The organism is Chryseobacterium sp. Marseille-Q8038, from assembly GCF_965111995.1.
On sequence record NZ_CBCOPN010000002.1, the window covers coordinates 559,263 to 573,238 of the forward strand.

Annotated in this window: 18 protein-coding genes; 12 read left to right on the forward strand and 6 right to left on the reverse strand. The window is 35.2% G+C overall.

Annotated features, from left to right (window positions below; genetic code table 11):
- Window positions 1-93: 93 nt before the first annotated feature.
- From ACWPWS_RS16450 to ACWPWS_RS16470, 5 genes are all read left to right on the forward strand, one after another.
- Complete coding sequence (locus tag ACWPWS_RS16450) at window positions 94-513, forward strand: DUF1801 domain-containing protein (RefSeq protein ID WP_105681296.1); 420 nt, start codon at window positions 94-96, stop codon at window positions 511-513.
- A 102-nt stretch (window positions 514-615) separates the two neighbouring features.
- Complete coding sequence (locus tag ACWPWS_RS16455) at window positions 616-999, forward strand: hypothetical protein (protein WP_309512718.1); 384 nt, start codon at window positions 616-618, stop codon at window positions 997-999.
- Between the two features lie 29 nt (window positions 1,000-1,028).
- Window positions 1,029-1,229, forward strand: a complete 201-nt coding sequence (locus ACWPWS_RS16460; RefSeq protein WP_454047244.1) for a YqaE/Pmp3 family membrane protein — start codon at window positions 1,029-1,031, stop codon at window positions 1,227-1,229.
- Between the two features lie 140 nt (window positions 1,230-1,369).
- Window positions 1,370-2,650 (forward strand): serine hydrolase domain-containing protein, encoded by a 1,281-nt coding sequence (locus tag ACWPWS_RS16465; RefSeq protein WP_454047245.1) that lies wholly within the window; start codon window positions 1,370-1,372, stop codon window positions 2,648-2,650.
- 110 nt (window positions 2,651-2,760) lie between these two features.
- Window positions 2,761-3,858: a serine hydrolase domain-containing protein gene (locus ACWPWS_RS16470; protein ID WP_454047246.1), complete on the forward strand. Its 1,098-nt coding sequence runs from the start codon at window positions 2,761-2,763 to the stop codon at window positions 3,856-3,858.
- A 2-nt stretch (window positions 3,859-3,860) separates the two neighbouring features.
- Here ACWPWS_RS16470 and ACWPWS_RS16475 read toward each other — a convergent pair whose 3' ends face one another.
- Together ACWPWS_RS16475 and ACWPWS_RS16480 are read right to left on the reverse strand one after the other, a co-directional pair.
- Window positions 3,861-5,267 carry an MFS transporter gene (locus ACWPWS_RS16475; protein ID WP_454047247.1) on the reverse strand — a complete coding sequence of 469 codons (1,407 nt, stop codon included), beginning with the start codon at window positions 5,265-5,267 and terminating at the stop codon, window positions 3,861-3,863.
- 40 nt (window positions 5,268-5,307) lie between these two features.
- Window positions 5,308-5,871, reverse strand: a complete 564-nt coding sequence (locus ACWPWS_RS16480) for a TetR/AcrR family transcriptional regulator (protein WP_454047248.1) — start codon at window positions 5,869-5,871, stop codon at window positions 5,308-5,310.
- Window positions 5,872-6,072: 201 nt separating this feature from the next.
- Here ACWPWS_RS16480 and ACWPWS_RS16485 point away from each other — a divergent pair, with 201 nt between their 5' ends.
- Together ACWPWS_RS16485 and ACWPWS_RS16490 are read left to right on the forward strand one after the other, a co-directional pair.
- Window positions 6,073-6,453 carry a VOC family protein gene (locus tag ACWPWS_RS16485; protein WP_454047249.1) on the forward strand — a complete coding sequence of 127 codons (381 nt, stop codon included), beginning with the start codon at window positions 6,073-6,075 and terminating at the stop codon, window positions 6,451-6,453.
- Between the two features lie 94 nt (window positions 6,454-6,547).
- A complete protein-coding gene (locus ACWPWS_RS16490) occupies window positions 6,548-7,171 on the forward strand; it encodes a hypothetical protein (protein ID WP_454047250.1) in 624 nt (207 codons plus the stop codon).
- An 11-nt stretch (window positions 7,172-7,182) separates the two neighbouring features.
- On the opposite strand, the gene ACWPWS_RS16495 is transcribed toward ACWPWS_RS16490, so the two are convergent.
- The 4 genes from ACWPWS_RS16495 to ACWPWS_RS16510 form a co-directional block, all read right to left on the reverse strand.
- A complete protein-coding gene (locus ACWPWS_RS16495) occupies window positions 7,183-8,202 on the reverse strand; it encodes an NAD-dependent epimerase/dehydratase family protein (RefSeq protein ID WP_454047251.1) in 1,020 nt (339 codons plus the stop codon).
- Window positions 8,203-8,261: 59 nt separating this feature from the next.
- Window positions 8,262-8,837, reverse strand: coding sequence for a Crp/Fnr family transcriptional regulator (locus tag ACWPWS_RS16500; RefSeq protein ID WP_454047252.1), 576 nt, complete (start codon window positions 8,835-8,837; stop codon window positions 8,262-8,264).
- 219 nt (window positions 8,838-9,056) lie between these two features.
- Entirely contained in the window at window positions 9,057-9,431 is a 375-nt protein-coding gene (locus ACWPWS_RS16505; RefSeq protein WP_454047253.1) for a hypothetical protein, read from the reverse strand.
- Window positions 9,431-9,565: a hypothetical protein gene (locus ACWPWS_RS16510; protein WP_454047254.1), complete on the reverse strand. Its 135-nt coding sequence runs from the start codon at window positions 9,563-9,565 to the stop codon at window positions 9,431-9,433. The genes ACWPWS_RS16505 and ACWPWS_RS16510 overlap by 1 nt, the downstream gene beginning before the upstream one ends.
- Window positions 9,566-9,661: 96 nt before the next feature.
- Here ACWPWS_RS16510 and ACWPWS_RS16515 point away from each other — a divergent pair, with 96 nt between their 5' ends.
- The 5 genes from ACWPWS_RS16515 (at window position 9,662) to tyrS (ending at window position 13,939) form a co-directional block, all read left to right on the forward strand.
- Window positions 9,662-10,291 carry a TetR/AcrR family transcriptional regulator gene (locus tag ACWPWS_RS16515; protein ID WP_454047255.1) on the forward strand — a complete coding sequence of 210 codons (630 nt, stop codon included), beginning with the start codon at window positions 9,662-9,664 and terminating at the stop codon, window positions 10,289-10,291.
- Window positions 10,263-10,760 (forward strand): GNAT family N-acetyltransferase, encoded by a 498-nt coding sequence (locus tag ACWPWS_RS16520; RefSeq protein ID WP_454047256.1) that lies wholly within the window; start codon window positions 10,263-10,265, stop codon window positions 10,758-10,760. The genes ACWPWS_RS16515 and ACWPWS_RS16520 overlap by 29 nt, the downstream gene beginning before the upstream one ends.
- Window positions 10,760-11,590 carry a helix-turn-helix domain-containing protein gene (locus ACWPWS_RS16525; protein ID WP_454047257.1) on the forward strand — a complete coding sequence of 277 codons (831 nt, stop codon included), beginning with the start codon at window positions 10,760-10,762 and terminating at the stop codon, window positions 11,588-11,590. The genes ACWPWS_RS16520 and ACWPWS_RS16525 overlap by 1 nt, the downstream gene beginning before the upstream one ends.
- 75 nt (window positions 11,591-11,665) lie before the next feature.
- On the forward strand, window positions 11,666-12,256 hold the full coding sequence (locus tag ACWPWS_RS16530; protein WP_454047258.1) for an NAD(P)H-dependent oxidoreductase: 591 nt from the start codon (window positions 11,666-11,668) through the stop codon (window positions 12,254-12,256).
- A gap of 480 nt (window positions 12,257-12,736) precedes the next feature.
- On the forward strand, window positions 12,737-13,939 hold the full coding sequence (tyrS, locus tag ACWPWS_RS16535; protein ID WP_454047259.1) for a tyrosine--tRNA ligase: 1,203 nt from the start codon (window positions 12,737-12,739) through the stop codon (window positions 13,937-13,939).
- Window positions 13,940-13,976: the final 37 nt, after the last annotated feature.

Genomic DNA, 13,976 nt, shown 5'->3' on the forward strand with positions numbered 1-13,976 from the left:
TGACAGAAAAAATAAATGTAAAAAGGACAGCGATTGCTGTTCTTTTTGTTTTAAATTAGTCGATCAATAATCTCAAACATTTCCTTATTTCACATGAATATTCAAGAACAAATCCAAAATTATATCCACAGCCAGCCTGAACCAAAACGCAATGATATGCAGGAACTTCATCAAATCATTCTTGAGCTCATGCCGGAATGCCAGCTATGGTTTCTTGATGGTAAAGACAGTGAAAATAAAACCGTTTCTAATCCTAATATCGGATATGGATTGTATACCTTGCAATATGCAGGTGGAAAAACAAGGGACTTTTACCAGATCGGAATGAGCGCCAATACAACCGGTATCTCAATCTATGTTATGAACATCAGTGATAAAAAATATTTATCCGAAACGTATGGAGAAAAAATAGGTAAAGCCAGCGTAACCGGATATTGTATTAAATTTAAAGCTCTGAAAGATATCAACATTGAAATACTGAAAGCAGCGATACTGGACGGACTGAAAGAATAAAAAATACTGAAATTCTTTTTACTCTTAAAAAAACAGCATATCTATTCTAAGAAAGCTAAATTTGTACTTTATAAATAAACATCCATTCTGTAATTTTAAATAATGAGCAGCATAACACTAAGATTAGAAAACGTAAAAAAACTTCAGGCTAAAAGATGGGAAAATGAAGACCATTGGGACACTTTAAACGATCTATTGGTCAAAGAATTAGATGAAATTTTGCTTATTGAGCCTAAAAATACGGCAGCTTTAATTAGTATTGGTGCTGTTTATTCTGATATGGGTGAAAATGAAAAGGCGCTGGCCTACTTAAAAATGGCATTAGATTTGGGTTCTAAAGACAAAAATCTTTTTGTAAACCTGGCCATTGTGCTTATTTATATGGAGAAACATCAGGAAGAGTATCTGGAATATCTTGAAGAAGCCGAGGATACCATTGAAGATCCTCTTACTTTTAAAGCGTATTTTGATCCTCAGTCCCGGTAAAAAATCAGTTTAATTAAAAACTTAAAATCATGTTACTAGCCATATTACTTCCTTTCTTATCTTTCATGGTCCGTGGAAAAGTTCTCACCGGAATTATCTGTCTGATTTTACAGATCACTCTGATCGGATGGCTTCCTGCCGCAATCTGGGCGGTACTTTCTTTAAATAATGCAAGAGCTGATCAACGTAATGACAGACTGATTAAAGCAATGCGCGAGAATAAAAAGTAAATCAGATAAAAAACCTGATTGCATTACATTATTTATCATCAATTAAGATCCCATTCCCATCAGGAAATTAGAGGCAACTCTGTGAAAAAGTATTCATAACTGATTAAAATATATATTTGTTTGACCTCAAATTACCTATTATGAAGTTCTTGAGCTTTTTCTTCCTGTTTATTTTTTCCCTCCAGTTTTCTGCTCAGCAATATGGCAAAGAGCTGGATCGCTATTTTACAGCGCTGACCAATCTGAAAAATTTTAATGGGAATGTAAAAATTGCCAAAAACAATACAATCCTTCTTGATAAAACATATAATATTCCCCATGAAGACAAAGCATTACAGGTTAACAGAAACAGTAAATTCATCATTGCTTCCGTTTCCAAGATCTTTGTAAAATATGGAATCTTAAAACTTGCCGAGCAGGGAAAACTCAAGCTTTCAGATCCTCTTAATCTTTACATCAGAGATTTTCCCAATGGTGCAAAAATTTCTATTGAGAATCTTTTATTTCATCAATCAGGATTGCCAAGAGAAATCAAAGATTATGAAAAATATGACCATCTCAGCCTTGAAAAAATAATAGAACTTGCCAGGCAAGAAACATTGCAATTCGAGCCTGGAACACAAACTTTATATTCAAATGTGGGATATTTTATCCTGCACTACATTATTGGTAAATTATCGGATAAAGGATATTGGGATTTCATTCAGACAGAAATCATCAAAAAGTATCAGCTAAAGAATACGGGTGAGTTCAATTCTGTACAATCATTATCAGATTTTGCTTATGGATTTTCAAGTGAAAATGGTAAAATTACACCGGTTTCTCAGAACAGTATCAACAGGTTTGAAACCGGAAACTATTTTTCGACAACGGATGATCTTTATAGTTTTAGCAAACAACTTATTTCAGGAAAACATCTCAAAAAAGATCTTGCTCTTAAAATGTTTGGAAACAACAGTCAATTGATACAGGCAGGAGGCCGTCCAGGCTACAGAGCATATTATTATCAGGATTTAAAATCTGGTATTACTTTTATTTTCACCTCAAATTTCACAGATATTCCATTTCAGAAAGTGACGGAAGATATTATTAACCTTTTAAACGGCCAGCCTTATCAAATTCCTCAGAAAATTAACAAAAAAGCCATTGAAGTTCCGGATGAAATTCTTAAACAATACACCGGAAAATTTGCTCTTGAAGCAGATCAGTCACAGGTTTTCACTGTTATCTTAGAAGATCATTTCCTTTATATCCTTGATAAAGACGGTGAAAAAACCAAGATTTATCCTGAATCACAACATTCTTTTTTTGACAATCCTGAATCTGAGGACGTGTATCAGTTTTTAAGTGACAATAACCATCAATATCATTTACTCATCATTTCCACAGGAGTTCGATTAAAAACCAAACGGGTACAATAATCATTAAAAGGATTCTGGATTACACAGGAATTAAAATTTACATCAACAGCTATATTGTATAACATAGTAATAAAAATAAATCATATCTTTGTATAACAAATTACATACTTATGATTATTAAAAAATTGATAACCGCTTTTGTTTTGCTGCCATTTTTAACTCAAACAATGGAGGCACAGGCAAAAGGATATGAAAAGAAAATTGACAGTATTATCCAGACTGAATTTGGAAATAAAGAGGAACCGGGAGGCGTTTTTTTAATTTCTCAAAATGGAAAAAGTCTCTATCGCAAGGCATTTGGAAAAGCCAATCTTGAGCTCAAAGTCAATATGACACCGGATCAAGTTTTCCAGATCGGATCAATGACCAAACAGTTTACCGCTGTAGCAATTCTGATGCTTGAACAGCAGGGAAAACTTAATGTTAATGATCCCGTTTCGAAATACATCAAAGATTATCCTAACGGAGATAAAATTACCATTCACCAACTTCTGACCCATACTTCGGGAATTAAAGATTTTACGAAAATAAAATCTTTGCCTTCTATTGCTCAAAAAGAAATGAAGCCTGAAGAAATGGTCAATTTTTTCAAAAACGAACCTGTCGATTTTGCACCAGGAGAGAAGTTTGATTACAATAACTCCGGGTATGTCGTGTTGGGATACATCATTGAACTGGTTTCCGGAACTTCTTATGACGATTTTATCAAGAAAAACATCTTTGATAAAGCAGGAATGAGTCATTCTTATTACGCTTCCGACAGAAAAGTAATTCCTCAGAGAGCTTACGGCTATCACAAAAAAGAACAGGGGTTTGTGAATAAAACCGTGATTAGTTTCAGTGTTCCGTTTTCTTCCGGTTCGTTGATGTCTACCGCAGATGATATGCTGAAATGGCAGCAAGCTCTGAATCAAAATACTTTACTGAATTCAAAAGAAACCCAAAAAGCTTTTCAAAAATATAAGCTGAACAATGGTGAAGAGTTTACCTATGGATACGGATGGCACCTGAAAGAAATTAACGGAACAGCTGATCGTGAGCATGGAGGAAGTATTTTTGGATTTAAAAGCATGGGAATTTATATTCCAGGTGAAGATCTCTATGTGATAGGGCTCAGCAATTGTGACTGCCACTCTCCTACAGAAATTACCCGAAATATTGCTAAGGCTGCTTTACAAGAAATCAAAACCTCAGCAAAGAAACCTTAGTTTTATTTCCTGTTTTTCATTTCAGGAAGAACATAATCCGGAACCTTAAAAATACAGGCCATTACAAAAAACAAACAGAGAATATTAATCAGTAAAGTAACGGAAAAGGCATTGTGATACTGCTCTACGGAAGGTTTTGTTCCCAGAAAATAATAGAAAATACTTCCTACAGCAACAATCCCGACTATAGCAGCAATCTGTTGAAAAGTATTATAAACCCCGGAAGCATTTCCAATCAGTTTTTCAGACATTCCTGACAAGGCAATATTCGCCAGTGAAGGAATAATAGATCCTATTCCCAGCCCATGCAAAAATAAAAGCAGGCAGAAAACAGGAAAACCAGTCTGCATTCTGAATAAAAATAACTGAAGCATAAGAATCAAAATAATAAAGCTAAGCCCTGCCATCAGGGCTTTTTTCCCATATTTCAAAATGAGCTTTACAGAAATGACTGAAGCTAAAATGAAACCCAATCCCTGAAAAACAATGATCTCTCCTGCCACTAACGGGCTCATCTTTAGCCCATCCTGAAAAAACAGAGACAGAATATAAAAATAGGAATCCAGCATAATAAAAAAGAAAGAAACCGCCACAATTCCCAAATTGAAATTTTGATAACGGAATAATTCAAAATCAATCAGATAGGAACGTTCATTTTGGATTCTCTTCTTCTGATTTTTTATAAAACTGAATAAAATTCCACCAGAAATAATCATTAATGAAACATTTTTGAAATGAAGACCTTCATGTTCAGACATTGTTAAAGCATAAGTTGCACAGAACAATCCTGCAGAAAGAATGAGAACTCCACCAGCATTGAAAGATTGTTTTACAGGCGTTTTAGATTCGTTCAATAATTTCAGGCTAAGAAAAATAGCGGGTAAACAGATGGGAATATTCATCAGAAAAATAAGTCTCCATGGCTCTTCCATAACAGTCAAAGATGAAAAGTATCCTCCGAGAAACTGTCCCAAAACGGTTCCAATCCCGATAGTAATTCCATACCATCCCATCGCTTTGGTGCGTTCCTGATGAACGGGAAATAAAATCTGTATCATGGAAAGTACCTGAGGCGCCATCATGGCAGCACTGATTCCTTGTACAAACCTTGAAATTACCAGCTGACCAGCTCCTACAGAAACTCCGCAGGCAATAGAACTTATCATAAAGGCAATCAATCCGAAAATATAAATCCTTTTTCTTCCGTACAGATCTCCCAATCTGCCTCCTGTGATCAGTAAAGAAGCAAATCCTATAAGATAAGCGGCAATCATAAACTGCATTTCTCCATGAGAAGCATGAAGGTCACGCTGTATGGAAGGTATAGACACATTGATGATAAAAATATCCATGATTGTCAACAACAGTCCTAATAGTATCACTAATAATTTCAAATACTTATGTTTCATTTTTATATAGATATATCTATTTTTAAATAATTAAAAAAAATTAGGGCAATAAACCCTGAACAATTTTTTTTATCTCGTCAAAAGAATCAGTTTGTTTGTTGATCGTAGAGGTAACCACAGCTCCTTCTATGAGCAGAAAAATATGATCTGCTATTGAATCTGTGTCAGCCAGCTTCGCCTCTGTTCCATATTCATGGGCAAGTGCTCTGATCAAATCCTTTTGCTTTTCTTTATGCTGTATGGCAAAAGCGGAAACAGAAGGATTGCCCTCTCCTATTTCGGAGACAATTTTAATGAAATGACAGCCTGCAAATTTTGAGTTCTGCTGCAATTTTTTTCTGTAATCAATGAGGGCAAGAAGTTTTTCTTTCGGGTCTGAAATCCTGGATATACTGTTTTCATATCCTTCAAACCAGCCAAGTTCCTCTTTGGTAAGATAGGCCTGAAGAAGATCATTTTTGGATGAAAAATGATTGTACAAAGACCCAATGGCAATATCCGCTTCTGCAATAATCTGATTGATCCCCGTAGAATTATACCCTTGCTTATAAAACAATTCTGAAGCAACCCTGATAATCCTCTCGCGTACTTTTTCTTTTTTCATCGTGAAAATTTTTACAAATGTAGATAAAAAAATAGATAAGTCTATCTATTTTTGAAATTGAGATAAAAACTTTATTTTAGATTCAGGAAATACCATCTGCCATTTAAACTTCCAATCATGAAATCACTGTCGCTCTTTTTGATATTTATATTGCTAACCGTATCTTGCAGTCAATCACAGAAACCTAATGCTTTAAAAAATATGGAATCCTCCAATCCTGTCGTCTACTTTGAAATTCCCGTGCATGATCTGGCGCGTGCTGAAAAGTTCTATTCTTCTGTTTTCAATTTTAGTTTTGAGAAAGAAATCATAGACCGTTATGAGATGGCATTGTTTCCATTTGAAGAAAAAAACAGTGGCATAACAGGTGCATTAGCTAAAGGAGATGTCTACAAACCTTCCAAAAATGGTGTCATTATTTATTTTAAAGCAGAAAATATTGACCAAACATTGGAAAAAGTTCTGCAACAAGGAGGTTCTGTTCTTTACCCAAAAAGGATAGATGAAAAATATGGTTTTGCAGTAGCAGAATTTGAAGACTCGGAAGGCAACAGAATAGCGCTGCATGAAACAGTAAAGTAGTCATACCATTCATTACATATTATTTTTTTTCATGCAGTTGAAGCATATTTTGTATATTTAAATAACCATTTGAAATCTAATTTGGTAAATACCTATGGCGGAAGAACTGTATTTCATCAAAACCAATCCCATTATTGCCAAAATAAATTTGTACAATAAGCTCAGCCGTGAAGAAGAAAATATTCTGAAATTCCTTGCGCCTGAAGCGAAAAATACCCTTGAAACAATTAAAGAAAAAGTAAAAGATTCTGTTGAAGAACTTAGCCAGGAAGAACTTCTGCTTATTTTTCAATGGTTTCATAAGGTGTATTCTTCAGATCATGAGGAAACCAAAACACAGCTTTTCATCAATGGTATTGATCTTTTTTATGAAATTCCAACTAACATTCATGCCGAAAATTTCCTTCAGATTCTTTCAGATTATGAAAAACTTCTGAAGCAGGATATGAATTATATTGTAGATTCCAAAAATTTCAATCAATTCCTGATCTATGGGATTTTTCTGACAGAGATTATCAACAGAGAACAGCATCCGGATAATATCCTTTGCGAATATCTGAAACCGGATAACCAGTCTTTATATCTTCTGGCTGAAGACCAGTGTAGTTTGAAAGATTTTGATCCTGCCATCATCCCGGATCTGCAGCATTATTTTACCGATCTGTATGATCTGACTAAGTTTTACAAAGGTTCTATCATCAAACTTGAGAATCAATAAAAAGAGGCTTCTTAAACCTCTCGCAGCATTTCAGGATTTTTCATGAGATACTCTAAAGCTTCTGTCACAGCCTGTTCAGGACTTTTAGGATTGAATCCTAATTCATTTCTTGCTTTAGAAATATCAAAATCCTGTTGTAATCCTGAAAACATGGCAATATCTTTTCGGGTAAGTACGGGTGGTTTTCCACTCAATTTTGCGGTAAGTTCCATGAGAGCAACAATGGTAACCAGGATTCCTTTGGGAACGGAACGGGGAATATTCAGCTTCAGCTCAGGATAAAGGGTATTGGCGAGAATAGTTGTATCTGTGATCGTCATACATTTTTCATTGGCAAGAATATAACGCTCACTGGAGCGTCCTTTTTCAGCTGCCAGATAGCATCCTTCTGCAACATCCTTCACATCAATCCAGTTCAGCGTAATTTTAGTGTCTACCGGAATTTTTCTATTCAAAATTAATTTGAGAACTCCATAGGAAACATTTAACGGTAAAAATGCCTTACTACCAATCATCGCAGAAGGCATCACTGAAACTAATTCTATCCCTAGTTTTGAAGCCAGGTCAAATGCCAGTTTCTCCCCATCATTCTTAGAGTTATAATACATATCTCTGCGATCCGGATTATAACCATTGCTTTCTCTGGTAGGTAAATTTGTATAATTGAGAGCAGCAATAGAACTTACATATATTATTTTTTTTACGCCTGCTTCTGCAGCTGCTTCAATAGTATTCCGGGTGCCATTGATGTTTACTTCATAGATTTCCTTTTTAGGATCTTTAGCCCATAATTTGAAAGAAGCGCCTACAGCATAGAATGTTTCCACTCCCTGCAGTGCTTTTACAAAAGAAGCTTTGTCAGTAATATCCGCTTGTACCAGCTCACAATCCAATCCGTCAAAAGGTTTTTTGTTTTTTGTATTTCTTACAGCAGCTCTTACCGGAATCCCTTTTTCCAGTAAAAATCTGACTAAATTATTTCCCAGATGTCCATTGGCTCCTGAAACAAGACTTACATTATTCTTTGTCATTACATTAATTTTAATGCTGCAAAGTTCATCTTCCCGATTCCAGAACCACTTGACTTTTGTTAGTTAATTATTTTCCTCCGGATTCTGCTCAGGCTTTCCGGCTTCATTCCTAAAAACGATGCGATGTATTGGATAGGAACATTTTGAATGATGCCAGGATAATCATTCATGAGTTTCAGGTATCGCTGTTCAGCATTTAAAACAGATAACTCTCTGGAACGTTTTTCGTTATAAGCAATCGACTGTTGGAAAATTGAAATACTAAAATCCTTCATCGCCTGGCTTTGGCTGATCAAATAATTCAGGTTTTCTTGGGAAATTCTCAAAAGTTGAGCATCGGTGATCGCTTCTAAATTATTTTCAGAAACTGTACTGTTGATATAGTCTGAATAAGAGGTAAAAAATCCAGGCGGACAATTGATATGGGTGGTTACTTCATGACCATTTTCATCGGTATAAAAAAGTCTGAGGTAGCCTGAAACAATATAATATAGATATTGAGGTATTCTTCCCGCCTCTTCTATAATCGTATTTTTTGAAGATGATACAGGCTCAAAATATTTTTTGACTGCTTCCGTTTCTTCCTGACTCAAATCATGGCCGGAATAAATATGTTGTAAAAGCTTGTCATGCATTGAACTGAGTATGTTTTAATCTTTCACAAAAATACCAAAAGAAAACTTCAATATTTATGAACTTAAAAAATATTTACCTGCCTATGTAACATCCTGGATTCAATAATTGTCTTCTATACATAACTGAAAGAAAATCTGCTGTTGAAAAAGGAAATAAAAATACAACAGGAACGAGTACAGAACCAGGATAAAAACTATAACACAGCCAGCAGTCTCCTTTTACGATGTGGAACTGTTGGCTCTTTTATTACCCCTCCGAAGAATAAGAAAGTAATATACCATTCCACCTGCAAGATAAGCCAGCACATCCCAAAAATCTCCTGTAAAATGAGGGGATAGTTTCGGGCAAAGCACTTCAAACAAAAAAGACAGATAAAGCACTGAAGTCAATACAAATTTCAGATCAGGTTTCCAGTGATAGCCCAGCACAGAATTCATGATATATTCTATCAGATAACAATACATAGGAACTGTAATACAATCTGTAAAATGATCATTGATAACAGGAATAAAAATTCTGTTTCGTCTCAGGAGAATAATGAGTCCCCAAACTGCCAATCCCATCAGGAACCAAAATGAAATTCTTTTGTTCATCACATATGCAATACTGCCATTATGATCCCAAGAATTACCTGCAGTATTTTTGCTATAACTTCCTGCGGATCTGTTGTATTTTCTTTTTCAGTTTGATCTGCCAATTCATAATTGAACTTTTGCTTCCCTTCCATTTTGATAAGATTTAATCCTGCAAATATATCAAATTAGAACAATTGTTCTAATTTTAAAAATATGATTTATATCCGTTCTGATATTCTTATCTTTGGATGATGAAGACCAAGGATAAAATTCTGTCTAAAGCACTGGAATTATATAATGACAAGGGGTACAACAATATTACCACCAGGCATATTGCGGCTGAACTCAATATCAGTGCGGGAAATCTGCATTATCATTTCAGACATTCGGAAGACCTCATTAAAATCCTTTTCTCTGAGCTTACTCTGAAAATGGATGAGCTGCTGAACCAAATGAAAAAAACAGAGGATAAAACGCTGGATGATCTTTATCAGTTCACTTATTCTACCTGTAGAATTTTTTATTCTTATCGTTTCATCTTCATCAATTTTATAGATATTCTGAATCAAAATCCCGACATCAAAGCCAGCTATGAAGGGATTAATTTCAGCAGGAAAGAAGAATTTCAGCAGATCTTTTCAGATCTTCAGAAGAGTAATATATTTCAGAAAGATGTTCCTCATTTTATTATAGAGGGTCTTGTTGAACAGATTTTCATCATTGCAGACAACTGGCTTACCCACAACAGGCTTATATTAAAACTCAATCAGAAAGAAGCAATACAACACTATACGCTTCTACAGATGAATCTTTTCTACCCGATTCTCAATAAAGAACAGCAAAAACTTTATGAAGAACAATATATTCAACAGTCATAACATGACCGTCAGAAAAGGGATGAATGATGATCTCCCGGAGATGCTGCAGCTTTTTACCGCAACTATAGACGAGATATGTAAAAAAGATTATGATCTTCAACAGCTTAAAGCATGGAAATCCGGTACAGAGAACAAGGAAAGGTGGATGAAAGTGATGAGAGATCAATATGTTTTGATTGCTCTCACCGAAAATAAAATAGTAGGATTCTGTACTCTTGATCAGGGAAATTATATTGACCTGCTTTTTGTACACAAAGATTATCAGCATAAAGGAATTGCCTCAATGCTTTATAATTTGATTGAAAAAGAAGCCCTCCGGCATCATGAGAGAGAACTTACTGCTGATGTGAGCAAAACAGCCAGACCCTTTTTTGAAAAAAATGGTTTTCAGGTTGTTCTGGAGCAAACGGTGTATGTAAAAGGAATTGCGATGATGAATTATAAAATGGCAAAAACACTTATCTTTTAATGTTAAGATTGATGGGATTACAACCGGAATATAGTGAGTATAGAATTTCAGTTCCTCAGGAATTTGAAAATGTATTTACTCATTTTTATTTTGCCGAAAATACTTCTGAAATATCAATAACCAAAACACTTTTGCCAACTTATCAGACGATCCTGTTATTTTGTTTCGGAGAAAGTGCCACGATGTCTACACGGGAAAAAACCATCATAAGTATTGATAAATGTATGGTATTCGGTCCGGTGAGACAAGCTTTTGACTATACGCTTCCGGCAGGATGTTCTATTCTTGTCGCCAATTTTAAAGATGATGCATTCTTCAGATTTTTTGGGAAAATATCCATTATGCAATCGGTAAAACATCCGGATGAACTGTTGAAAGAAAACTGTTTTACAGATCTGTGGCATCAGTTGACAGCATTACATTCTACTACAGAACAAGTGAATCATATCTTAGAATTTTGCAGACCTTATCTGCAGGATCGGGATATTACCAGCCAGCTTCTGAGCAGTTTTGAGAATGATCTTCTAAACCCTGTTAAAGTCATTGCTGAACAGACTCATCAAACAGAAAGAAACATCCAGCGAAAACAGAAAGAGCAATTTGGGTATTCTTTAAAAGAACTTAACCGCTATAACCGTTTTTTAAAAGCCATCAAAATCATTGAAGAGGAAACCGAAAAACAAAATCAGGTCAAATGGTTTGTCATCATTGATGAGTGTGGTTATTATGATCAAAGCCAGCTTATTCATGATTTCAAGCATTTTATCAATATTTCTCCCGCTCAGTATTTAAAATTTCAGCAGGAGATCTGTAATCCAAAATCGAAATAGGTCATTTCGTTTTCTTACAATTTTCGAATTGTACACCAGACTACTTTTGTCTCATTAATCTAAACAATCAAAGTAATGAGACATTTAATCATTTACGCGCACCCTAATAATAACAGTTTAAATCATCATCTTTTAAACACTGTTGTAGAAACACTCCAATCCCGTAATCAGGAAGTTATTGTGAGAGACCTTTATGCAGTCGGTTTTGATCCGGTTCTTTCCTTGGCTGATATGCAGGAACAGCGTTTGGGAAAAGTATCAGATGATATAAAAATTGAGCAGGAGCACATTTCATGGGCAGAGCAGATTACCTTTATCTATCCTATCTGGTGGACAGGTCTTCCTGCAATCATGAAGGGCTATATAGACCGCGTTTTCAGCTATGGTTTTGCTTACCGCTATGATCAGGGCATCCAAAAAGGGCTTTTGAAAGGCAAAAAAACCGTTATTATCAATACTCATGGGAAATCTCATGAAGAATATGAAAAAACAGGCATGGATAAAGCTCTGACTTTAACTTCTGATCATGGTATTTTCATGTACTCCGGACTGGAAATCATCAGACATTTATTTTTTGATAAAGCAGATAAAGCTTCTTCTGAAGATCTGGAAATCTGGAAAAGTCAGGTTAAAAATTTATTTTCCGAACCTGTATTTAACTATTAATTTTTACGTAATGAAAACATCTGTGGAAAAACAAGATATCAGTCCTGTTCTATTGGGTTCTTATAAACTAACGAAAAAAATAATAAAATACAGTTTTTATCTCTTTATCTTCTATTTTGCTTTTAAAGGATTTATGGCATGAAATTAGCTTCAAAAATCGCAAGTAAAATTGTTTTGAACCATTATTTTAAGCCATTAAGATTGATGGATGGTTAAGTTTTTATTTAAAAACAAATCTTGTTATAACCCTGCAATGCGTCTTAATGGTTTAAATATTGGATCCTCAGGAAATTCATGTATATTTACCCAACAATGAAACATCTAAACAGTATATTACGTCTTCCATTCTTCAGTGAATATTACACTCCGGGCTATCGTTCGGGAAGACTTTCTATATCTGTAATCCAATAAAATAATCTAACGTATATATAGAACCCGGACAGTCCCTGTCCGGGTTTTTTCATTTTAAAACTATTCAACATGATTCATTCATTACAAGAAAATGTGGCTATTATCCTGCCTGAAAATGGGTTGGAAGAAAAACTAGCCCAAGCCAAAAAGGAAAATAGAAAACTTTCCATCAAGTTAGGATTTGATCCTACGGCTCCTGATCTGCATCTGGGACATGCCGTGGTATTAAAAAAACTGAAGCAGTTTCAGGATCTGGGACATCAGATCATCATTGTGGTAGGAAGTTTTACGGCCAGAATTGGTGATCCTACCGGAAAAAACAAAGCACGAAAACCTTTAAGTGCTGAAGATGTACAGCACAATGCCCAGACGTATATCAACCAACTTTCCAAGGTCATTGATGTTCAGAAGACAAAGATTGTGTTTAATTCTGACTGGCTGGACACACTGGACTTTTCTGAGGTAATCCAGTTACTTTCAAAAGTTACCGTTGCTCAGTTGATGCACCGCAATGATTTTAATAAAAGGTTTACAGAAAATACTCCCATCGCCATGCATGAACTGGTATACCCAATTCTTCAGGGTTTTGATTCTGTAAAAATTGAATGTGATATTGAAATGGGCGGCACAGACCAGCTTTTTAACTGTACCATGGGAAGACAGCTTCAGGAAGTACACCAGATGCCAGCTCAGATTGTGATGTGTATGCCATTGCTGAGAGGTCTTGACGGAAAGGAAAAGATGAGCAAATCTCTGAACAATATTATCGGACTTACGGATGAACCTAACGAGATGTTTGGAAAAACCATGTCTATTCCGGATGCATTGATTGAAGAATTCATCAACCTGGCCACCGATTTTTCCATGGAAGAAAAAAGAGCACTTTTTTCCGGAATAGCAAAAGGGGAAAATCCCATGGATATCAAAAAACAGATCGCTAAAAACATCATTACCCAATACCACGATGCTGCTTCAGCAGAAAATGCAGAACAGTTTTTTATCAATCAGTTTCAGAATAAAAATTTTGAAGAGAAAAAGTATGAGCCTGTTTCTATAAGTTCTTTGGGAAATATTAAAAACAGAATATCTCTTGTGGAACTTTGTCATCATCTTAAAAGTGACCTCAGCAAATCGGCAATCCGGAGACTGATTGAGAATGGAGGAATTCAAATCAATAACAGTAAAATAACAGACTCTAATGAAGAAATGGAACTGATCCCTCAAACCAAAATAAAAATCGGGAAAAGGGGCTTTTTTGAGCTTGTGAGGTAAGTTGGAAGCTGGGAGCTCGAAGAGGGAAGTTTTTGAA